General features: G+C 70.9%; 22 protein-coding genes and 1 tRNA gene. 14 read left to right on the top strand and 9 right to left on the bottom strand.

Annotated features, from left to right (window positions below; genetic code table 11):
- The first annotated feature begins 70 nt into the window (after positions 1 to 70).
- Entirely contained in the window at positions 71 to 1,219 is a 1,149-nt protein-coding gene (gene corA / locus ACLQ28_RS04010) for a magnesium/cobalt transporter CorA (RefSeq protein WP_425684839.1), read from the top strand.
- Positions 1,220 to 1,320: 101 nt separating this feature from the next.
- Here the strand turns inward: corA and ACLQ28_RS04005 are convergent, their stop codons facing one another.
- Positions 1,321 to 2,064: a hypothetical protein gene (locus tag ACLQ28_RS04005; RefSeq protein ID WP_425684838.1), complete on the bottom strand. Its 744-nt coding sequence runs from the start codon at positions 2,062 to 2,064 to the stop codon at positions 1,321 to 1,323.
- A 117-nt stretch (positions 2,065 to 2,181) separates the two neighbouring features.
- On the opposite strand from ACLQ28_RS04005, the gene ACLQ28_RS04000 reads away from it, so the two are divergent.
- Entirely contained in the window at positions 2,182 to 2,712 is a 531-nt protein-coding gene (locus ACLQ28_RS04000) for a peptidylprolyl isomerase (RefSeq protein WP_110564731.1), read from the top strand.
- A 100-nt stretch (positions 2,713 to 2,812) separates the two neighbouring features.
- Entirely contained in the window at positions 2,813 to 3,724 is a 912-nt protein-coding gene (locus ACLQ28_RS03995) for a rhomboid family intramembrane serine protease (RefSeq protein ID WP_425684837.1), read from the top strand.
- A 10-nt stretch (positions 3,725 to 3,734) separates the two neighbouring features.
- On the opposite strand, the gene ACLQ28_RS03990 is transcribed toward ACLQ28_RS03995, so the two are convergent.
- On the bottom strand, positions 3,735 to 4,169 hold the full coding sequence (locus tag ACLQ28_RS03990) for a PH domain-containing protein (protein WP_425684836.1): 435 nt from the start codon (positions 4,167 to 4,169) through the stop codon (positions 3,735 to 3,737).
- Between the two features lie 115 nt (positions 4,170 to 4,284).
- On the opposite strand from ACLQ28_RS03990, the gene ACLQ28_RS03985 reads away from it, so the two are divergent.
- The 6 genes from ACLQ28_RS03985 (at position 4,285) to ACLQ28_RS03960 (ending at position 9,352) form a co-directional block, all read left to right on the top strand.
- Positions 4,285 to 5,457 (top strand): thiolase family protein, encoded by a 1,173-nt coding sequence (locus tag ACLQ28_RS03985; protein ID WP_425684835.1) that lies wholly within the window; start codon positions 4,285 to 4,287, stop codon positions 5,455 to 5,457.
- A gap of 56 nt (positions 5,458 to 5,513) precedes the next feature.
- A complete protein-coding gene (locus ACLQ28_RS03980; protein ID WP_425684834.1) occupies positions 5,514 to 5,909 on the top strand; it encodes a hypothetical protein in 396 nt (131 codons plus the stop codon).
- A gap of 38 nt (positions 5,910 to 5,947) precedes the next feature.
- On the top strand, positions 5,948 to 6,460 hold the full coding sequence (locus tag ACLQ28_RS03975) for a hypothetical protein (RefSeq protein ID WP_425685326.1): 513 nt from the start codon (positions 5,948 to 5,950) through the stop codon (positions 6,458 to 6,460).
- 84 nt (positions 6,461 to 6,544) lie between these two features.
- Positions 6,545 to 7,237, top strand: coding sequence for a response regulator transcription factor (locus ACLQ28_RS03970; protein WP_425684833.1), 693 nt, complete (start codon positions 6,545 to 6,547; stop codon positions 7,235 to 7,237).
- The gene (locus tag ACLQ28_RS03965) at positions 7,230 to 8,696 is read left to right on the top strand and encodes a sensor histidine kinase (protein ID WP_425684832.1); all 1,467 of its coding nucleotides are present in this window, start codon (positions 7,230 to 7,232) and stop codon (positions 8,694 to 8,696) included. Before ACLQ28_RS03970 ends, ACLQ28_RS03965 begins: the two co-directional genes overlap by 8 nt.
- A gap of 56 nt (positions 8,697 to 8,752) precedes the next feature.
- Positions 8,753 to 9,352 carry a hypothetical protein gene (locus ACLQ28_RS03960; RefSeq protein ID WP_425684831.1) on the top strand — a complete coding sequence of 200 codons (600 nt, stop codon included), beginning with the start codon at positions 8,753 to 8,755 and terminating at the stop codon, positions 9,350 to 9,352.
- A 41-nt stretch (positions 9,353 to 9,393) separates the two neighbouring features.
- Here the strand turns inward: ACLQ28_RS03960 and ACLQ28_RS03955 are convergent, their stop codons facing one another.
- The gene (locus tag ACLQ28_RS03955; protein ID WP_425684830.1) at positions 9,394 to 11,595 is read right to left on the bottom strand and encodes a glycosyltransferase family 39 protein; all 2,202 of its coding nucleotides are present in this window, start codon (positions 11,593 to 11,595) and stop codon (positions 9,394 to 9,396) included.
- Between the two features lie 124 nt (positions 11,596 to 11,719).
- Here ACLQ28_RS03955 and ACLQ28_RS03950 point away from each other — a divergent pair, with 124 nt between their 5' ends.
- Positions 11,720 to 12,427 carry a glycosyltransferase family 2 protein gene (locus ACLQ28_RS03950; RefSeq protein WP_425685325.1) on the top strand — a complete coding sequence of 236 codons (708 nt, stop codon included), beginning with the start codon at positions 11,720 to 11,722 and terminating at the stop codon, positions 12,425 to 12,427.
- Here ACLQ28_RS03950 and ACLQ28_RS03945 read toward each other — a convergent pair.
- Both ACLQ28_RS03945 and ACLQ28_RS03940 read right to left on the bottom strand, forming a co-directional pair.
- Complete coding sequence (locus tag ACLQ28_RS03945) at positions 12,413 to 13,306, bottom strand: transketolase family protein (RefSeq protein ID WP_425685324.1); 894 nt, start codon at positions 13,304 to 13,306, stop codon at positions 12,413 to 12,415. The two genes, ACLQ28_RS03950 and ACLQ28_RS03945, sit on opposite strands and share 15 nt — an antisense overlap.
- A 5-nt stretch (positions 13,307 to 13,311) precedes the next feature.
- Positions 13,312 to 14,019: a transketolase gene (locus ACLQ28_RS03940; protein ID WP_425684829.1), complete on the bottom strand. Its 708-nt coding sequence runs from the start codon at positions 14,017 to 14,019 to the stop codon at positions 13,312 to 13,314.
- Between the two features lie 47 nt (positions 14,020 to 14,066).
- On the opposite strand from ACLQ28_RS03940, the gene soxR reads away from it, so the two are divergent.
- Positions 14,067 to 14,540, top strand: coding sequence for a redox-sensitive transcriptional activator SoxR (gene soxR, locus ACLQ28_RS03935; RefSeq protein WP_425684828.1), 474 nt, complete (start codon positions 14,067 to 14,069; stop codon positions 14,538 to 14,540).
- A 36-nt stretch (positions 14,541 to 14,576) separates the two neighbouring features.
- On the opposite strand, the gene ACLQ28_RS03930 is transcribed toward soxR, so the two are convergent.
- Positions 14,577 to 15,551, bottom strand: coding sequence for an NAD(P)H-quinone oxidoreductase (locus tag ACLQ28_RS03930; RefSeq protein ID WP_425684827.1), 975 nt, complete (start codon positions 15,549 to 15,551; stop codon positions 14,577 to 14,579).
- A 162-nt stretch (positions 15,552 to 15,713) separates the two neighbouring features.
- Here ACLQ28_RS03930 and ACLQ28_RS03925 point away from each other — a divergent pair.
- Positions 15,714 to 15,800 (top strand) — tRNA-Ser (locus tag ACLQ28_RS03925).
- 285 nt (positions 15,801 to 16,085) lie between these two features.
- On the opposite strand, the gene ACLQ28_RS03920 is transcribed toward ACLQ28_RS03925, so the two are convergent.
- On the bottom strand, positions 16,086 to 16,241 hold the full coding sequence (locus tag ACLQ28_RS03920; protein WP_425684826.1) for a hypothetical protein: 156 nt from the start codon (positions 16,239 to 16,241) through the stop codon (positions 16,086 to 16,088).
- Between the two features lie 139 nt (positions 16,242 to 16,380).
- Between ACLQ28_RS03920 and ACLQ28_RS03915 the strand changes: the two genes are divergently transcribed.
- On the top strand, positions 16,381 to 16,923 hold the full coding sequence (locus ACLQ28_RS03915) for a YbhB/YbcL family Raf kinase inhibitor-like protein (RefSeq protein WP_425684825.1): 543 nt from the start codon (positions 16,381 to 16,383) through the stop codon (positions 16,921 to 16,923).
- 119 nt (positions 16,924 to 17,042) lie between these two features.
- On the opposite strand, the gene ACLQ28_RS03910 is transcribed toward ACLQ28_RS03915, so the two are convergent.
- On the bottom strand, positions 17,043 to 17,753 hold the full coding sequence (locus ACLQ28_RS03910; protein WP_425684824.1) for a class I SAM-dependent methyltransferase: 711 nt from the start codon (positions 17,751 to 17,753) through the stop codon (positions 17,043 to 17,045).
- A 213-nt stretch (positions 17,754 to 17,966) separates the two neighbouring features.
- Between ACLQ28_RS03910 and ACLQ28_RS03905 the strand changes: the two genes are divergently transcribed.
- Positions 17,967 to 19,802: a hypothetical protein gene (locus tag ACLQ28_RS03905; protein WP_425684823.1), complete on the top strand. Its 1,836-nt coding sequence runs from the start codon at positions 17,967 to 17,969 to the stop codon at positions 19,800 to 19,802.
- A 9-nt stretch (positions 19,803 to 19,811) separates the two neighbouring features.
- On the opposite strand, the gene ACLQ28_RS03900 is transcribed toward ACLQ28_RS03905, so the two are convergent.
- Positions 19,812 to 20,528, bottom strand: a complete 717-nt coding sequence (locus ACLQ28_RS03900) for a hypothetical protein (RefSeq protein ID WP_425685323.1) — start codon at positions 20,526 to 20,528, stop codon at positions 19,812 to 19,814.
- Between the last annotated feature and the right edge of the window lie 277 nt (positions 20,529 to 20,805).

The raw sequence follows: 20,805 nt of genomic DNA, 5'->3' as shown, positions 1-20,805 counted from the left end.
CGTCACACGTCTGGCCGACCGCGGTCGGCGTAGCCTGCAAGCCGCAGCTGAGCGTGGGAGGTGTGACGCGATGACGGATCGGACAGAGCGGGACCGGACGGCACCGTCTGCCACCGGTCGGGTGCTGCGGCAGCGGGCGTGGCCGTCCCCGGTCCGGGCGATGACCCGGATCCTCAACGCCGACGGCTCGCCGCCCGTGCCGGCCCCCACCGGCACCGGCCGCAGCGGGGTGGTCGACTGCGCGCTCTACGTCGACGGCAAGCGGCAACCCGGCGAGTGGACGTACGCGGACGCACTGACCGCGGCCCGTCGCGAGGAGCACGGCTTCGTCTGGATCGGTCTGCACGAGCCGGAGCTGGCCGAAATGACCGCCATCGCGGAGACGTACGGCCTGCACGAGCTCGCCGTAGAGGACGCGGTGAAGGCCGAGCAGCGCCCCAAGTTGGAGCGGTTCGGCGACGTCGTCTTCCTGGTGCTGCGCACCGCGCGCTACTGCGAGCACGCCGAGCTGACCGAGAACTCCGAGGTCGTGGAGACCGGGCAGGTGATGCTCTTCATCGGCCCGAACTTCGTGATCAGCGTCCGACACGGGGATGCCTGCCGACTCGCCCCGATTCGTGCCGACCTGGAGACCAAGCAGGACTTGCTGCTCCAGGGCCCGTGGGCGGTGGCGTACGGGGTGACCGACCGGGTGGTCGACCTCTACCTGGAGGTTGCCGAGCAGATCGAGGACGACCTGGACGTGCTGGAGGCCGAGGTCTTCGACCGCCACGGCCACGGGCGGATCCAGCGGATCTACCAGATGAAGCGGGAGTTGGTGGAGTTCAAGCGGGCGGTGGTGCCGCTGCAACGGCCGCTGATGACGCTGACTTCTCAGGTCAACCGCGAGGTGCCCAAGGAGATCCGCCGCTACTTCCGGGACGTCCAGGATCACCTGAGCCGCACCGTGGAGCAGGTGAACTCCTACGACGACCTGCTGAACTCGATCCTCCAGGCGCGGTTGGCCCAGGTCACCGTCGACCAGAACAACGACATGCGCAAGATCGCCGCTTGGGCGGCCATCGCCGCGGTCTGGACCTCCATCGCCGGCGTCGAGGGCATGAACTTCGACAACATGCCCGAGCTGAAGATGACGTACGGCTATCCCGTGGCCCTCGCGCTCATGCTCGGCGTCTCGCTGGCCCTCTACCGCTGGTTCCGCCGCAACGGCTGGCTCTGACCGCGAAGCGAGGGTGCGGGCACGCCGGGGGCACCGGCGTGCGGAAGCGCCGACGAGCGGGGTGAACCCGCGTCGTCGGCGCTCGCTGCGCTGTCGTTGGGTCAGCGGCGGCCGTTGGTGCGGGCCGTGTTCTTGCTCAGCGCATTGGTGAGGTCGTCGGTCGGCCGACCGGAGACATCGGTGGCGCCCTCGGCGACCGAGGGGACCTTGTCGGTCGGGCGGATACCGGTCTGCTTGGCCGTGCCGGTGGTGCTCGCGCTGGTGCCGCTGGCCGCCGCCGAACTGCCGGCACCGGTCATCCCCGCCGCGCCAGTCATGGCGGCCCCGTCGGTCCCCTTGGTCGAGGACGGCGTCCGTACCTCGATCGAGTCGACGTCGTCGCGCATCGGGTCGAGGCTGCGGGCCGGGTCGTACTCGGCCCACTCCTGCTGCTCCCGGCGGCGGCGCAGGGCCACTGCGCCGGCCAGGCCGGCGACGACACCTGCTGCCAGCAGGCCGGTCATCATCGAGCCGCGACGGCGCGGCTGCTTCTTCTTACCGGAGATCCGCATGGTCTTCGACTTGGCCTTCCTGGTCAGCGGCCCTGCCTGCGCGGCGCCGTCACGGGCCGCCGCGGCCAGCGGTGCCAGCGTGGTGAGTGTCGTCCCCCAGCCGGTCGACGCCTGGTCGCGAACCTTCGCCGCAGCCGGCCCGACGTAGCCCCGGGCCACCTGGACCCGCGGACCGACGGTCGCACCGGCGCCCCTCGCGGCGTGGTTGGCTGCCTGCATCAGGTGGCTGATGCTCTGGTTCAGCTCGGCCATCGCCTGCTGCCCCTGGGACTTACGCCGCCCGAATCCAAACACGGTCCTACCTCCTGGGAGTTGTTCCTTCGTCATCCTCCACCAACGGATGCCTCCGCGATGCCAGATCGGGCACATGGGAGGATCCGCATGGAACTGACCAACAAGTGAGGAGTACCCGTGGCCGAGGCTGTCTACGCCACCCTGCACACCAACGCCGGCCCGATCCGGCTGGAGCTCTTCCCCAACCACGCGCCGAAGACCGTCCGTAACTTCGTCGACCTGGCCGAGGGCAACCGGGAGTACACCGACCCGCGCACCGGTCAGCCGGGCAGTGGTCCGTACTACGACGGCACCATCTCGCACCGGGTCATCAGCGGCTTCATGGTCCAGATGGGCGACCCGACCGGCACCGGTCGGGGCGGGCCGGGCTACAAGTTCGCCGACGAGTTCCACCCGGAGCTGCGGTTCGACCGGCCTTACCTGCTGGCGATGGCGAACGCCGGACCGGGCACCAACGGTTCGCAGTTCTTCATCACCGTGTCTCCGACGCCGCACCTCAACAACCGGCACACGATCTTCGGCCAGGTTGCCGACGAGCAGTCGGTGAAGATCGTCGACTCGATCGCCAACACCCCGACCGGCCCGAGCGACCGTCCGCTGCAGGACGTCGTCATCGAGCGGGTCGAGATCGAGCGGTCTGCTGCCTGACCGACCGGCGAGGTACCTTTGCTCGCATGATTGAGCGCTCCGGAGCACCGCACCGGCCGGTGCCGGTGGATCGCGTCGCGGTGGACGGAGGGTCGGCCCGGTGAGCGAATCTCCGCCGACCGCCCCGGTCTGCTACCGGCACCCCGGTCGGGAGACCTACGTCCGGTGCACCCGCTGCGACCGGCCGATCTGTCCGGAGTGCATGCGGGAGGCGTCCGTCGGGCACCAGTGCCCGGAGTGCGTCAACGAGGGACGTCGCAGTGTCCGGCCGGCGCGTACCGCCTTTGGTGGCGGTGCCGCCGGCCGGCAGGGCTACGTCACCAAGGCGCTGATCGCTCTGAATCTGCTGCTCATGGTGCTCTCCATCGCCTCCGACCGGGGTGGGGACGCGGCGGTGGGCGGCTCCGGCTTCGGCGGGCTGATGGGCGGCAGTACGCCGCTGACCAACTGGGGGTCGGTGCTCGGGCTGGCGGTCCTCCCCGACGGCACGCTCGGAGGGATCGCCGAGGGTCAGTGGTACAGGCTGGTCACCGCGATGTTCCTGCACTACGGCGTGATTCACCTGCTGCTCAACATGTGGGCCCTGTGGGTGCTCGGCCGATCGCTGGAGGCCAACCTCGGGCGGGCGCGTTTCGCCGCGCTCTACCTGATCGCGGGCTTTGGCGGCAACGTGGCGGCCTACCTGTTCAGTGCCCAGAACGCGACCACCGCCGGCGCGTCCACCGCGATCTTCGGGCTCTTCGCCGCGCTGCTCATCATCGAGCGCAAGATGGGCCGCGACATCTCCCAGATCATTCCGATCCTGGTGATCAACCTGGTGTTCACGCTGGCCGTGCCGGGCATCTCGATCCCCGGGCACCTTGGCGGTCTGGTGGTTGGTGCGCTGATGGCGCTTGTGCTCGCGTACGCGCCGCGTGGCCGGCGCACGTTGGTGCAGGTCGCCGGCGGTGCGATCATCCTGCTGATCCTGCTTGCCCTGGCCTTCTTCCGCAGCACCGCCCTGCTCGGCTGAGCGGTCGGGGCTATCCGGCGGTGTCCGGGTGGGCGGCACGCAACTCGGCGGCCACCTCCTCCGGGCTGGCGCCCAGGTCGTACCGGCCGAACAGGTGCAGCGAGTTGCCCGCGTCGATCTCCAGGGTTTCGCTTGTCAGCCCCAACCGTGGCCGACGGTCCACGGCGATCGCCTCGACCGTCGACCAGGGCAGCAGCCGCCGGCCCGCGAACCCGTGGATGACGGTGAGGCCTGCGGCGTCCACCGCCAGTCGGACCGGCGCGACCAGGTCGCGTACCGCCCAGCCGGCCAACGCGGCGGCGGCCAGGAGGGCCACCACCAGGCGGACCGGGTCGCCGTCGGCGAAGAGCAGCCCGAGCGCGACCAGCAGGACCGCGCCGACCAGCTTCACCGCGGGCAGGCTTGCCGGCACCCGCCACTGCCGCACCGGAGCAATCTCATCCACCCGCCCAGCATGCCAGCGACTGTCGGATGACGGGGTACGGCACCTCGACGCCGGGGCCGACGACCGGTCCACGACGACGTAGGATCGGGGCAGCCCAAGTTACCGGGGAGTAAACATGAGTGACGCGGTCATCGTCGGCGCGGTACGCACCCCGGTCGGGCGGCGCAAGGGCAGCCTCGCCAGCGTGCACCCGGTCGACCTGTCGGCGCACGTGCTGCGCGCCCTCGCCGAGCGCACCGGGCTCGACCCGACGCAGGTCGACGACGTCTTCTGGGGCTGCGTGTCCCAGGTCGGCGAGCAATCGTGGAACATCGCCCGCAACGGTGTGCTCGCCGCCGGCTGGCCCGAGACAGTGCCCGGCACGACCCTCGACCGGCAGTGCGGCTCCAGCCAGCAGGCACTGCACTTCGCCGCCGCGACCGTGCTCTCCGGCCAGGCCGACCTGGTGGTCGCCGGTGGCGTGGAGTCGATGACCCGGGTGCCGATGGGCTCCAGTGTGGCCGGCGGCATGCCTTTCAGCGACCAGTTGCGCGCCCGCTATCGGGGTGTCGAGGGCTTCGCCGACGACGCGCCGCTGCCGTTCAACCAGGGCGTCGGGGCCGAGCTGATCGCCCAGCGGTGGCGGCTCTCGCGTGCGCAGCTCGACGAGTTCGCGCTGGCCAGCCACGAGAAGGCGGCCGCCGCACAGGACGCCGGCGCGTTCGACCCGGAGTTGGCGCCGGTGCCGCTCGGCGACGGCGGCAAGTTCGCCGCCGACGAGGGCATCCGCCGGGAGACGTCGCTGGCCAAGCTCGGCGAGCTGGCCACCCCGTTCCGTGCAGACGGGGTGGTGACCGCCGGTTCCGCATCCCAGATCTCCGACGGCGCCGCGGCCCTCGCGGTGACCACGTCCGAGTGGGCCAGCCGGCACGGCCTGCGGCCGCTAGCCCGGATCCACACCGCCGTGGTCGCCGCCGACGACCCGGTCACCATGCTCACCGCGCCCATTCCGGCAACCGCGAAGGCGCTGCGCCGCGCGGGGCTGGGCATTGAGGAGATCGGGGTGTACGAGGTCAACGAGGCCTTCGCCCCGGTGCCGCTGGCCTGGCTGGCGGAGACCGAGGCGGACCCGGAGCGGCTCAACCCGCGCGGTGGGGCGATCGCCCTCGGTCACCCGCTCGGTGGCTCCGGTGCCCGGATCATGACCACGATGCTCCAGCACATGCGGGACAACGGGATCCGCTACGGGCTGCAGACCATGTGTGAGGGCGGCGGCATGGCCAACGCCACAATCGTCGAGCTGGTCTGACGTTCGGCCACGAAAACGTCTCGCCGGGCGCGGGAGGGCCGCTTATGGTGCCCAGCGTGACGACGAACGCTGATGGATGCGTCCCCGACTGGTCCAGTGAGCAGTGGCAGGTGCGGGCCCGGTCCTGGGTCGAGTCGCAGCTGAGCCGGAACGGCCGGCGGGTGACCGGGCCGGTGGAGCCTCGGCTGCGCCCCTGGTCGCTGGTGTGGCGCGTGCCCACCGACGACGGCCCGGTCTGGTTCAAGGCCAACAACCGGGGCACGGTGCACGAGGCCGTCCTGATCGCGACGCTGGCCCAGTTGACGCCCGAACGCCGACGCGGTGCCCGGCTGGCTGGAGGAGCTGTTCGCTGCCAGTCCGCTTCAGCCCGACTCCTGACCATGATCCGTCCTAGTCGGAAATCGGACAGGCAGTGCGACCGGCGGCGTGGAACTTCCAAAAAACCCGCGTGACCCACGTCACCCCGCTAAGGGAGGTCGTTGGGCAGGTCATGGACGTCTTCTCCCGAACGTTCCTCCCGGCCGCCGCTGAAGCCGGCCTGGCCGTGCAGACCGTGAGCCGGCACATGCCGGTCTTCCGGCGCTGCGTCGGCTCCGGTGACGCCACGATCCTGGTCACCCGTTGTAGCCGCCCTGACCGCCCGGTCACCGGCGACTACCTGATCCTGCTCACCCATCGTCGGCTGGTGGTGACCCAGCAGACCCGGCTGCTGCACCGACTGCGTCTGCACCTCAACACCGAGTTGCGCGAGCTGAGCAACGTGACCTGGAGCCCGGACCCGCGGCTGCACTCGGTCGAGTTGGCGGCAACCGCGATCGACGGGATCCGTGAGCGATTCCTGATCCGCACCAGTCAACCGAAGCGGGTGTGGCAGCTCGACGCGCTGCTCAACCACGCATTCCGGACCCGCCTGCGGGCGCCCCGTGAGCGGATCGTCGCCACCATCGGTGACGCACCCGCCGCCTCACGTTCCAGCGTGTTCCGCCCCGCCGTGGTGAGCTGACGCCCTCCCGGCTTTGCGTCGCCTTTACCGAACTCGAACACGCATCGATCGCGCCGAGCCCACCGGGTCGGCAATCATGGGCCGGTGACCGTCGAACCGCCGCACCGCGGGCTCGTCCTCGTGGTCGAGGATGAGCCGGCCATCGCCGACCTGGTCCGGCTCTACCTCACCCGTGACGGGTTCGGCGTCCACCTGGAACGGGACGGCACGGCAGGCCTGAGTGCCGCCCGCCGATTGCGCCCGGTGGCCTGCGTCCTGGACATCGCGCTGCCGGGCCTGCCCGGCACTGAGATCTGCCGCCGACTGCGTGAGGACGGGGACTGGACCCCGGTCATCTTCCTCACCGCCCGAGACGACGAGGTGGATCGGATCGTCGGCTTGGAGTTGGGTGCCGACGACTACGTCACCAAGCCGTTCAGCCCTCGGGAGTTGGTCGCCCGGGTACGCGCGGTGCTGCGCCGTTCCGCCGGCGGCCCGGAGGGCGCGGACCGGCCGCGCGTCGTCGGCCCGGTGACGCTCGACCCGGCCCGCCGAACGGTGACCGTCGCGGGCGCCCCGGTGCAGCTCACCTCCACCGAGTTCGACCTGCTGGCCCACCTGATGGCCCGGCCGGGTCGGGTCTTCACCCGGGAGGAGTTGCTGGCCGGGGTCTGGGGTTACGCGGCGCACGCCGGCACCCGCACGGTGGACGTGCACGTCGCCCAGGTGCGGGCGAAGCTCGGGCCGGTCAGCGTGATCCGGACCCATCGCGGGGTGGGGTACGCGGTCGATGCCTGACCATGCCGGGCGCGCGGAGTCGCCGACCATGGCCCTGCCGGTGGTCGGCGCCGGCGGGCCGGTTGCACCTCGACGTAGCCGGTTCGGCCGGACGCTGACCGCCCGGGCGGTGCTGGTCACCTGTGCGGTGGCGCTGGTGTCGGTGCTGGTCACCGCGATCGTCGCCGTGCCGTTGGCGATCCGCGGCGCGGAGCGACGCGATCAGGAGGCGCTCGCCGCGCAGGCCCGGCTCGCCGCCGAGGTGCTGCGGACCCGCCTGGACCGGGGTCGGAGCGCCGACGAGGAGCGGCTCATCCAGCAACTGCGCAACCAGGGCATCGACGCGTACCTGATCCGGCGCGGGACGGTCGACCGGCCGGGCCTGCCGTCCCGGGTGGTGCAGCGGATCGAGCAGGGCGGCAACGTGTCGGTTCGCCGCCCGGTCAACGGCGAACGTGCCCTGGTCGAGGGTCGGGCCCTTCCCAACGGCAACGGGGTGGTGCTCTCCCGTCCCGCAGCGAACGGGCTGTGGGCCAAGGTGTTGCTTAGTCTGTGGCTGCCGCTGCTGGCCGGGTTGACCGCCGGCGTGGTGGCCGGGCTGCTGCTGGCCCGTCGGCTGGCCCGGCCGATCCGCGTCGCGGCCACCGCCGCCGCCCGGCTGCGCGCTGGCGACCGTGCGGTCCGGGTGCCGGTCGAGCCGCCGGGTGAGGTCGCCGACCTGGCCGAGGCGTTGAACGGGTTGGCCGCCGCGCTGGCCACCAGCGAGGGTCGGCAACGGGAGTTCCTCCTGTCCGTCTCGCACGAGCTGCGCACTCCGCTGACCGCGATCCGGGGGTACGCCGAGGCGCTCGCCGACGGGGTGCTCGGCGCGGACGACACGGTCGACACCGGCCGGACGGTGCTTGCCGAAGCCAAACACCTGGACCGGCTGATCGGTGACCTGCTGGCGCTGGCCCGACTGGAGGCTGCCGACTTCCCACTCGAACCGGTGCCGGTGGACCTGACCCAGTTGGCCATGGACGCAGAGCCGACCTGGTCCGGTCGGTGCGCGGCGGTGGGCGTGCCGTTTCGGGTGGAGACGCCTGGTCAGCCGGTGCCGGCGTACACCGATCCGGGGCGCATTCGGCAGGTGCTGGACGGGCTGTTGGAGAACGCGCTGCGGGTCGTACCCCCGGGGTCGCCGGTGGTGCTCGCGGTCCGGCCGGCCGAGACGGACCCGGCCTCCGGCGGTGTGCTGGAGGTCCGGGACGGCGGGCCGGGCTTCACCGACGACGACCTTGCGGTGGCGTTCGAGCGCGGTGCGCTGCACCAGCGTTACCGGGGAGTGCGCAAGGTGGGCAGCGGTCTGGGGTTGGCGCTGGCCGCCGGGCTGGTCCGTCGACTGGGCGGGGAGATCGCCGCAGGGCACGCACCGGAGGGCGGTGCCGCCTTCACGGTCCGGCTGCCCGGTGATCCTTACCTGACCCGAACATCGGCCTGACGCTCCGCTCGTCGTCGGAGGTGATGCTGAGGGCTCCACGGACGAGAGGAAAAGCCATGCCACGTTGGGGATTCGCCACCGGCACCACGGCACTGCTCGCGGCGGTCGCGCTCGGTCTCAGCGGCTGCGGTGCGGCCGAGGTGGCCAGTCAGCCCGCCCGGGAGGCCGCGGTCGAGGTCGCCGCCGCGATGGGTGTGGAGGGCCAGGCGCTGGCCGCGATGGGCTTCGACGCCGACGACCTGGACGTGCAGACCGTCGCCGCCCCGGCCACCCCGACGCCGGGCGCCTCCCCCACAGCGCAGGAGAAGGCCCGAGAGAAGCGCGGCGAGGAGTTGCGCAAGCGCCACCAGGCCCGCGTGCAGCTACGCAAGAACACCCTGCACGGTGAAGCGGTGGTGCAGACGAAGGACAGCGGTACGCAGACCGTCGTCGTGCAGCGCGGCGAGGTGACCGCGATCGACGGCAACTCGATGACCGTCAAGTCCACCGACGGCTTCACCATGACCTGGAGCTTCGGCGACGACCTGCGGGTCGTCGAGCGGCGCGCCACCGTGCAGCCGAGCGAGGTCAAGGTCGGCGCGACGCTCGGCGTCGCCGGCGCGAAGGACGGCGACAAGGGCGTAGCCCGCCTCATCCTCATTCCTCGCGCCAAGTGAGAGGAAGGGCCCCTTGTGAAGAGGGGCCCTTCCTCGCCGGGTCAGCGACCCGGCGGCAGCGCGTAGCCGACGTAGCCGCGGAACTCCAACCGCCAGCCCGCCGGGACAAAATCGGCGCAGTCCGGCTTGCTGCCTGTGCACACGATCGCGTCGACAGATGAGGGGTCTGCCGGCGGTCGTTCCGGCAGCACCGACTGAAGCGACACCAGCTCCGGCGAGCGTCCGTTCGGCTGCCGCAACAGAAGCCACCACGGGTATTCCCAGTTGTCGTTCTGCTGCACCAGCCCGATCCGTCGGGCACCGCTGTCGCGGACCGCCGCCGCAGCCCACTGGAACTCGTCGGCCCACTGCGGGCGACGCACGAACCGGGTGTCCCAGTCCGAGGTGGTGAAGACCGAGCCGGAGCCGACCAGCCGTCGTGGGAAGCCGTACGACACCGCGAGCACCCCGGCCAGCGCCGAGGCGGCCAGCACGGTGACGGCCGCCAGCGTGGCCACCGACCGCCGCGCCCCCGTCCTGGCCGGGTACGCGTGGCGGCGGAGGAGCGCCTCGAGCCAGAGCCCGGCCAGCGGCACCGCGAGCACCAGGGCGTAGAGGATCAGACGGTTTCCCCACGGCTGCCACTTGATCATTGAGGTGTGCAGCAGGACGGTGGTCAGCACCACCACCGCGTACGCGCGCAGCGGCCCGGTCCGCTCGGGGTCGATCCGGCGCGGACGGGCGAGCGCGACGACCGCACCGATCACCACCAGTGCCCCGGCCAGGGGAAACGCCACCCGGTCCTCGTCCGGATACCAGGCCGGCTCCGGGAAGATCTCCCGACCGAAGGTGATCGCGCGGTCCTGCGGGTCGACCCCGATCGCGTCCGCGCCGTCGATGATCGCCTCAGCTCCGGCCCGGCGCAGGGGCGCCAGCGGTGTGTCGAACGCGGTGTGCCCGATCCGCAGAGCGTTGACCAGGATCGACGGCGGATCGTGCCGTTCCATCGGGATCGATTCGCGTAGCCGGGGTGGCCCCAGCGGGTGCCCGAACTCGGCGGTCACGCGGGCCAGGAACGGGCCGACCACCACGGCCGCGACCAGCATGATCAGCACCGAACCGCTGACCGTGCGGGCCATCTGACCGACCGGCCGGGGCCGGCGACCCCCGCCAGCCGCCGTCGGGCCAGCGGATGCCGCGCTCTCGGCCGGGGCCAGCCGGAGCTGGGCCAACCCCCAGAGCACCAGCAGTGGGCCGACCGCGATCAGGCCGCTGGTCTTGGTCACCGCGGTCAGCCCGGTGGCCGCCCCCAACCCGAGGAGCGTGCCCCAGCCGGTCCGCCGACGCAGCCCATCCAGCACGAGGGTCGCCGCGCAGGCCACCCACGCCGCGCAGACCAGGTCGGTCTGCGTGCTGGTCGCCTGGAGCACCACCATCGGCGTGGTCGCCAGCACGAACGCGCTGAGCAACTGGGCCCTCCGGCCGCCGCCGAGCTGCGCGGTGATCCGTGCGACCACCAGCAGGCAGATGACTCCGGCCGCCCACTGCACCAGGTTGTACAGCTGGTCCCCGCCGGTGAGCAGGCGCAGGTGCAGCAGCAGATACTCGGCTCCGGGCGGGATGGTCACCTGCCGGTGGATCGCGGTGGGCCAGAAGTCCAGGTCGCCCTGGGCCACCCAGTGCTCCACCTTCGGCAGGTGGTACGTCTGCGAGTCGAAGTTGTTCGGCTCGGCCAGCAGCGCGACAAGCAACTCCACCAGGACCAGCCCGGCGACCGTGCCGGCGAGCAGCCGCTCCCCCCGACCCGCCGTACGCCAGGCGTCGACCGCCACGGCGAGCAGGCCGGATTGTGCCCGACCCGTCCGGGTCGGCGCGGGGTCGGACTCGGCCGCACCGGGGTCGACGGCCGGGGTGGAGGTCTCGGGGGTGCCACCGGACGCCACGGCGCCGACCGGCACCGGTCGCGCTGTGGCGGTGCGTGGCTGCGCGAGAAGGGTCGCCCGTCGCCGCCGCACCCACACTGCTGTCGCGGCAGCCGCTAGGAAGAGCAGCCAGGCGGCGGCGAACGCCGGCCGGGTCAGCGCGTGCAACGCGCCGAGCACCTCGACGACGAGCACCGCGTACGCCCCGCTGAGCAGGGCGGCGCGCACCACGGCGAGCCGCAGCGGTGCCACCGCGCCGGCCTCGCGCGGCCTCGTCGCGACGGTGAGCAGGAGCACCGCGGCGACAGGAACCGCCGCGAGCAGGGAGCCGGCAGCCGACATGGCGGGAAGTAAACACCATCGGGCTGAACCCGCCACGCCGACCGCCCGACGGTGGCGGCAGACCTTGGGCTGACCAGCCACGCTAGGCTATGGCTGACGTGTCGTCGCCACCGTGGAGATTCCCGTGAAGCTCTCGATCCTCATGCCGGTCTTCAACGAGGAAGAACGCATCGCGGATGCCCTCAAGCAGGCATTGGCGGTGGACTATCCGTGCGAGATCGAGTTGGTAGTCGTCGACGACGGTAGCCGGGACGGCACCGGCGAGGTCCTCGGCCGCGCCGATGACGTACGCCTGCGGGTCATCACCCACCAGCGCAACGCCGGCAAGGGTGCCGCCATCAAGACGGCGGTCGACAGCGCCGAGGGCGACTACATGGTCATCCTCGACGCCGACCTGGAGTACGACCCACAGGACATCCCCAAGCTGCTCGCTCCGGTGCTCGACGGGCGAGCCACGGTCGTCTACGGCAATCGCACCTTCGGCAGCCACAGTGCCTACAGCTTCTGGTACGTGATGGGTAACAAGGGCGTCACGATGGCGGCCAACGTGCTGTTCAACTCCTACATCGGTGACCTTGAGACCTGCTTCAAGCTGATGCCGGTGGCGCTCTACCGGTCGCTCGACGTGCGCTCGCGCGGCTTCGGCATGGAGGCCGAGGTGACCGGCAAGTTGCTGCGCCAGCGGATCCGCCCGTACGAGGTCCCGATCAGCTACCGGGCGCGTGGCCGCGAAGAGGGCAAGAAGATCACCTGGAAGGACGGCGTCGAGGCGGTCTGGATCCTCGGCCGCGAACGCGCCCGCCGCCGCCCCGCCGCCTCATCCGCGCGCTGATCCGAGGAACGCGCTGATCGACCGCCGCAGACCGTCGGCGTCCAGGCTGTGCCACCGGGCGTGGTCGGCCGGATCTCCGTACCGTCGCAGGTCGGTCTGACCCACCCCGAGCGCGAGGAGCCGATGCGGCACGTCCGCCAGGGCCCGGCTGACGACCGCGCTCGACGTGCCCGCCAGGTACGGCTCGACCAGCACCACCTCGGTCCCGACAAGCGCCCGTAGCCCGGGCGTGTCGAACGGCCGGGGAGTGTGGGTGTACGCGACCGTCACGTCCATCCCCTCGGTCGCCGCCAAGGTGGGATCGAGCATCGGCCCGACAGCCACCACCAGTGGCGCGTTCGTCCCACCCTGCCGGAGCACCCGTAGCCGATCGGCGTCCGGGTACGCCTGCGCATTGCGCTGCTCACTGAGCCGCAGGTAGATCGGGTCGTCGGTGGTCGCGGCGTGCCGGAGCAGCGGTGCGACCTCGTTCGGGTGACCGGGCACCCGCACCGTCCAGCCGTCGCCGAGAGAGTCGAAGAGCGCGACATCCCCGGGCGACTGATGGGTCCGGCCCTCCGCCGACCCGTCGTACGACGCGCCGATGCTGACCAGGACCGCGCCCACGCCCTGGTGGTCCAGATCCAACTTGATCTGCTCGTACGCCCGGTCGACCAGGAACGTCGCGTACGAGTGCACGATCGGGCGGAGCCCGGTCAGGGCGAGTCCGCCGGCCACGCCGATCATCAGTTGCTCCCGGATGCCGACGTTGAGCACCCGGTCGGGGTGCCGGTGACCGGCCGGAGCGAACTGGCTGGCTGAGATGTCGGCCAACACGAGTGCGGTTCGTGGATCCTCGTCGAGGAGTGCGGTGGTGGTGTCCAGGAAGGCGGCACGCATGGCGGTCATCCCTTGCTCTCGACGCGGGCGACGACCAGGTGCGGCCGTCGCGGCCGGTGCCCGGTCAGCGCCGTGTGCAGGGCGGTGTGGTCCCGGCCGTCGACGGTGTCGGCGGTCCAGCCGTTGACGGTGAACCGGCCGGCGATGCCACCGGACCAGCCGTGTGTGGCCGACGAGTTGTCGACCACGACTGCGGTGAGGTTTTCCAGGCCGGTTGCTCCGGCGTACGCGATCGCCTCGTGGTTGGAACCCTCGTCCAGTTCGGCGTCGCCGAGCAGCACGTACACCCGGGGTTTGAGCAGCCCTTGGGCCCGCAGGCCGAGGGCGGTGCCGACGGCCAGCCCGAGCCCGTGACCGAGCGAGCCGGAGCCGATCTCGACCCCGGGCACCAGCAGTCGGTCCGGGTGGTGGCCGAGCCGGCTCTCCGGCCCGGCCAGGTCGTCGAGCCAGGCGTCCGGGATGAAGCCGTGCGCGGCGAGCACCGCGTAGTAGGCGGCCGGTCCGTGCCCCTTGGAGAGCAGGAACCGGTCCCGCTCCGGGTCGCCGGCGGTGTCTGGGGTGACCCGCAGCACCCGGTCGTAGAGCACCTGGAGCACGTCGATGGTGGAGTGCGCGCTGGGCGCGTGCTTCTCGTCGCCGGTCAGTCGTCGGAGCAACCCGGGAAGCCGGGAGCCGGTGTCGGTGTCGGTGTCGGTGGTCATCGTGGTGGCCATGCCACTACTGTGTGACTTGAAGTGCACTTCAACTCAAGGACCTGGTGATGCAGGATCTACTGACGATCGGCGAGCTGTCCGTCCGCTCCGGCGTGGCGCCGTCGGCGCTGCGCTACTACGAGCGACTCGGGCTGATCCGCGCCGACCGTACCGGCGGCAACCAGCGTCGGTACGCCCGCGCCGAGCTGCGGCGGGTCGCCTTCATCCGGATCTCCCAGCAGGTCGGCGTCTCGCTTGAGGAGATCCGTGCCGCGTTGGAGTCGCTTCCCGAAGCCCGCACGCCGAGCCCGCAGGACTGGGCGCGGCTCTCCGCGAGCTGGCGGGGCCGGTTGGACGAGAAGATCCGGCTGCTCATCAACCTCCGCGACGACCTGGATGGTTGCATCGGCTGTGGCTGCCTGTCCCTGCAGCGCTGCACGCTCAACAACCCGGGGGACGCGCTGGCCGGCGAGGGGCCGGGCGCCCGCCTGATGCTGCCCCGCGCGACCGAGGAGTCGACGCCAGCGGACTCGCTCGCCTGACAGCCGGCATGTCGCCGGACCGGCACCCCGCCCACGTCACACGCGCATGAGCAGCACCTTGCCGAAGTGATCGTTCGACTCCACGAGCCGGTGCGCCTGCGCCGCCTCGGTCATCGGCAGCCGCCGGTCCACGACCGGTCGGATCATTTCAGCCTCGATCAACGGCCACACCTCGTCCCGTACGCCCTGGACGATCTCGGCCTTCTCCGCGAGCGGTCGGGAGCGTAGCGACGTCGCGGTGACGCTCGCCCGTTTGGTCAGCAGTGCGCCGAGATCCAACTCGGCTTTGCGCCCACCCTGCATCCCGATCGTCACCAGTCGGCCGCCGGTCGCCAGCGCGGAGACGTTCCGGCCCAGGTAGGACGCGCCCATGATGTCGAGGATGACATCGGCGCCGCGCCCATCGGTGGCTCGCCGGACCTCCTCGACGAAGTCCTGCTCCTGGTAGTCGATCGTGTGAGCCGCGCCCAACTCGCGCAGCCGGGGGTGCTTGGGCGCCCGTGCGGTGGTCAGGACGGTAGCGCCGAGGGCTGCCCCGAGCTGGATCGCGAAGGTGCCGATCCCGCTGCCGCCGCCGTGCACCAGCAGCCTTTCGCCCGCGCTGAGCCGCCCCACCACGACCAGGTTCGACCAGACCGTGCAGGCCACCTCGGGCAGCGCCGCGGCGTCGACCGGGTCGCAGGCCGGCACCGGCAGCAGTTGCCCGGCGGGGACCGCGACCCGCTCGGCGTACCCCCCGCCCGCCAGCAGCGCGCAGACCTGCTGCCCGACCGCCCAACCGGCGACGTCTGGGCCGACCACGGTGATCACCCCAGAGCACTCCAAGCCGGGGTACGCGGGCGCGCCCGGCGGCGGAGGGTAGTGCCCCTGCCGTTGCAGCAGGTCAGCGCGGTTGACGCCGCTGGCCCGCACATCCACGATCACCTCATTGGGGCCCGGCTCCGGGTCGGGCACCTCGGCCCAGACCAGCGCTTCGGGTCCACCGGGCTGCGGAATGGTGATGGCTCGCATGGGCTCAGTCTTCCCGATCTCACCGGGTGCCGCAGGCGCACGCTTCAGCCCACTGTGGACGCGCCGGACCGCCAGGCCGGCGCATTCGGGGAGGGACGCCGGGCCGCCCAGCGGGAGCCGTGGCAGACTATGCGTGGCCGTACACCTGCGGGTTGCGGCCCAGGAGGGTTCGCCTAGTGGCCGATGGCGCTGGTCTTGAAAACCGGTAAGGCAGCGATGTCTTCGTGGGTTCGAATCCCACACCCTCCGCCCCCTGGCAGCAAAACACCCCTGACCAGCGCGAGCGCTGGTGATCCACTCCGCTTCGGCGATGTGGCGGTGTCCGCAGCGCGGGATACCGCCACATCGGTGACATGGAGTCGATCACAGCCGCCGGGCGCCGGCCTGCTGACCGCCTGAAGCGTTGGGCAGCACCGCCTGAGGCGTTGGGCAGCATCGTTACGCGCCCGGTCATTCCGGCGGCGACGGCGGCCTGCCGTTCGTCGCGGACCGCCTGGTCCACGCCTCGTAGCGTTCCGGTGCCCCGCGTCCCGGTCACTCCGGCAGGTCTGTGCCCCGCCGTGCGTCTCGGATCGTCGCCTCGGCCAGCCGCTCGACCGCGCGTCGGCGTTCTCGGGCGAGCGACTGCTGGTCCGGCTTCCGCAGTGCGGTGACGGCGGCGATCAGGAAATCGCGCCACATGCCTGCCAAGAAGTCCCCCTGTGGAACGTTGCGGTGACAACCATATCTTTGTGGGGTGATTGCCGGACAGCGGCCATCCGGTCGTCCGCCGCCGCCGAACGGGGTATGAAGAGGCTGGTATCTCCGCACACCGGAAGGACACGTCCCGATGACCCTGGAACGACCGATCGCCCCGGACCCGTACGAGCTGCTGCCGACGCTGCCCTCGTTCACGCTGACGAGTGACGACGTCCAGAACGGCGAGCCGATGGACGCCCGGCACGCGCATGGCAGCACCGGGGGTGACAACGTCTCGCCGCAGCTGACCTGGTCGGATTTCCCTGCCGAGACGAAGAGCTTCACGGTGACCTGCTACGACCCAGACGCGCCGACCGGCAGCGGCTTCTGGCACTGGGTGCTCGTGAACGTGCCGGTCGAGGTCACGCAGTTGCCCAGCGGCGCCGGTGGCGCGGCTGGCGCCGACCTCGGTGGGGCGTTCTCGGTCCGCAACGACTACGGCGAGAAGGGTTACGGCGGGGCGGCCCCTCCGGCCGGCGACCGCCCGCACCGGTACGTCTTCGCGGTGCACGCCGTGGATGTCGACCACCTGGACCTGACCCCGGATGTCAGCCCCGCCTACGTCGGCTTCAACCTCGCGTTCCACACCCTGGCGCGAGCGGTGATCCGCCCGACGTACCAGATCAAGGAGTAACCCCTGACCCCCGCGATCTTGCACTTTCTGTCCCGGCATTAGTGACATAAGGGACAGAAGAGCCACCGAAACTGCAAGATCGCGGGGGTGGGTGGGGTGGGGTGGGGGGTGGGGTGGGGTTAGGACGGGACGCGGGCTACGGCGAAGACTGACTGGCCGAACGGGGGGCGTACGCGCTGCTCGGCGGCCTTCGTGGCGGGCAGGACCACGGTGTCGTAGACCTTGACCATCGGGCCTTCCTTCGGCATCAGCCGGAAGACCTTGGTGGCCATGAAGTAGCCGATCAACCCCAGCGCGTTGGCGTAGTGCATCTTCTCGATGGTCAGGCCGGCCTCGGTCATCGCCGCTGCGAGCGTCTTCTTCGTGTAGCGACGGACGTGCCCGGTGGCGATGTCGGCCGGGCTCATCGCGAACTCGAACGCCGGCACGATGATGATCACGGCGCCGCCGGGCCGGACCAGGTCGCGCATGCTGCTCAGCGCACCCACGTGGTCCTCGATGTGCTCCAGGACGTTGTACGAGACCGCGGCGCTGTAGTTGCCCCGGTCGTTGTGTGGCAGCAGCATCTGCCGGACGTCGATGTTCGGTCGGTCGGCGAGGCGCTCCTTGAGCTGCACCAGCCGGTCCGGGTCGGCCTCGGTGGCGGTGAATCGGGGCAGCCGCTCTGACCATTCCAGGGCGTAGTCACCGAGACCGCTGCCGATCTCGATCGGGTCGTCGCCGAGGTACGGCACCGCCAGTTCGATGAACCAGCGACGGTGGTTGACGGCGGTCGCCAGGCCTTCCAGCACCTCGGACTGCACGCGCTGATCCCCAGTGATTTCTGCCATGCGTCGATTCCTCACGATATGAACTCGACCCGTGCCTGGACCGACAGAGTGAATCATCCGCTGGGATGGCAGAAGAATCGGGGCATCGGGGGTGGCCGAATTGTGGTCGGGGGGTGGGTTCGTGATCGGCGGTCGGCGAACCCGGCACATAGTACGGCAGTACCCCGAAACGTGTCACGGCAGCGCCATGCTCTGACTACCCTATGAATTGTCATGACTACTCCTGAACCGGGCGTGCCCAGCGACAGCGACGGTTCGGCCGCTGTGTCGTCGGCGCAAGGGGCCTCTGGTGACGCTCGGCCTTCCCGCAGGGGTAAGTGGGCCGACTTGGCCGCCGTGCTGAGCTTCGTGGTGCTCGGCTTGTGGGTGACCGGCCGCCTCTGGCTGAAGCCGGGCAGTGGCGTGCGGGACAACCAGTCCGATCAGTCGCAGTTCGAATGGATGATGGCGCACGGTGCGCGAGTCGTCACGCATTTTGCGTATCCGTTCCATTCCAATCAGATGAACGTCCCGGACGGCGTGAATCTGATGGCTAATACGTCCGTATTATCCATTTCATTGCCACTGACGCCGGTCACCCTGCTCCTGGGGCCGCGAGTGGCATTCCTGGTCTTTCTCACCGCCGGCATGATTGCCACCGCCACTGCCTGGTATTTCCTGCTCTCCCGGGTCCTGATCGGCACCCGTGGGCCGGCGTGGCTGGGCGGCGGGTTCTGCGCGTTCGCGCCGGCCATGGTGTCGCACGCCAATGGGCACCCGAACATCGTGTCGCAGTTCGTCGTCCCGTTGATCATTTGGCGCACGCTGCGACTCGGTGAAGCGGGCCGCTGGCTGCGTAACGGGGTCCTACTCGCGCTCGTGATCGTCTGGCAGGCGTTCCTCAACCTGGAGATCCTGCTGATGACCGCGATCGGCCTCGCGGTCATCGTCGGCGTACTCGCCCTCGGTCGTGCCGATCTTCGGGCGCGGGCCCGGCCGTTCATCGCCGGTCTTGCCGTCGCAGCCGTGGTCGCCGCGCTGCTGCTGGCGTACCCCCTGTACGTGCAGTTCTTCGGGCCGGACGCCTACTCCGGGCTGTCCCGGCTGATCCGCGGCTACTCCAGCGACCTGGCCTCGTTCGTCGCGTACTCCCGCGAAGCGCTCGCCGGTAGCCCGCGTACCGCCGCCGGCCTCGCCAAGAACCCGACCGAGGAGAACAGCTTCTTCGGCTGGGCGTTGGTGGTGCTGGTGATCGCCCTGGTCTGGTGGTTGCGCCGCTCGGTCATGGTGCTCGCGCTGGCCGCGCTCGGGCTGCTCTTCGCGGTGCTTTCGCTAGGCCGGGAGGTTCGTTTCGACAACCGGGGTACGGGTGTGCCGGGGCCCTGGGCGGCGCTGGAGAACCTGCCGATCCTGCACTCGGTGGTGCCGACGCGGTGGGCATTGGCGATCACCCCGATCATCGGGCTGCTGCTTGCCTACGCCGCCGAACGCGCCCGCGAGCTGGCCAGCGCACACCCGGCCGCCAGGGGTCAGATCCGCTTCGTCACCGCAACCGTGCTCACGATGGCCCTGTTGCCCATCGTCCCCACTCCGCTGCCCGTGGCCGAGCTCAACCCGGTCCCGACCTTTGTGACGAGTGGGGCCTGGCGTCCCTACGTGACTGGTGGGCGCAGCGTGGTGACCCTGCCGTTGCCGGACACCACCTACGCGGAGCCGCTGCGCTGGTCTGCGGAAACCCGGCTGGACATGCCGCTGGCCCGGGGCTACTTCCTCGGCCCGGACACCCGCCCGAACGCCGAGGCCCCACGGGTCGCGCTGTTCGGTGCACCGCCCCGCCCGACCAGCAGCTTCTTCGCCACCATCCGGCGCACCGGAGCGGTGCCGCCGATCACTCCGCAGGGCCGGGTCGAGGCGGTCGACGACCTGCGTTTCTGGCGGGCCGGTGTGGTCGTCCTCGGGCCGCACGAGCACGAAACCGCGCTGCGCCGGGGAATGACCGAGCTGACCGGGATCGAGCCGGTCTTCACCGGCGGTATGTGGGTGTGGGACGTCCGATCGTTGACCGACTGAGAGCCAAAGTTAGCGAACGCAGCAGCCCTGGCAGACCTTGGGGCGGGGCAGGGTGAAGGCGAGGCAGCAGGTGCGCCGCTGCACGCTCGGCTCACCGGTCGGCCCCGGCACCAGCTCGATCAGGTCGGCCAGGTCGAGCGCGCCGAGCAGGGTGTCGATGCTCTGCACCGTCGAGCCGGGCAGACCGTCCGCAGCTCGCAGGATGCCGTGCGCGATGCCGGACGCGACCGAGCCGAGCAGCGTCCGGGTGCCCACCCGGACCTCCGACTGGATCGCCGTGATGAGCGGCGCCAGGTGGGCGTCGAGCAGTGAGGCACGCAGTGCGGCCAAAAGCTCAGCCTCGTCGGCGACGACCCGCACCTCCGGCAGGCCGGCGAGCGCCAGTGGGTCGCTCGGCAGCACTGCCACGGTGGTGCCACGGCGCAGGCCGAGGGTGAGCAGCTGCCGGTGGTCCTCGAAGTGGATCAGCACGTCGGCCGGATCGAGCAGCGGCACCCGCCGGGCGGAAGCCCAGCCGAGCACGACCGGCAGCGCGGTCCAATAGCTGTACGACTTCCAGGCCAGCGCGGCGCAGGCGTGCGGGGTGCCGCCCCAGCGGGCGGCAGCGCCGTTCAGCAGCTCCGGCAGCCGAGCGCCGTCGATCAGGGTGGTGGCGGGCGCCCAGCCGAACTCGTCGTCGACCAACAGGCCCCGGGCGAGCCCGGGAACGTCGTCGGTGCCGAACATGGCCCGTAGCGCCGCGGTGACGGGGGCGAGCGGCGTGGCGATGGTGTCCCGCCTCGGCAGCACCGCTGTCACCTGAGTCGCCCCCCGTTCGCGTGACCGAGGAGTGTGGCCCCGGCGGACGACCAGTGCCGTCCTGAGCTAAGGCTAGCCTAACCAGCCCTTCTGGTCTAAGGGAAGCCTCACCTTGGTCTGATCGGGAGGCGCAGGTCACCCCGGCTTTTGGCCGAAGCAGCGCTCCGTGCTCCGCGTACTACCCGGCGTGAGCGGTGGGAAACAG

This window comes from Micromonospora sp. DT201, assembly GCF_049841575.1.
Lineage (GTDB): Bacteria > Actinomycetota > Actinomycetes > Mycobacteriales > Micromonosporaceae > Micromonospora.
Note: the sequence above shows the minus strand (reverse complement) of the source record. Positions and strands in the feature narration are given on the sequence as shown.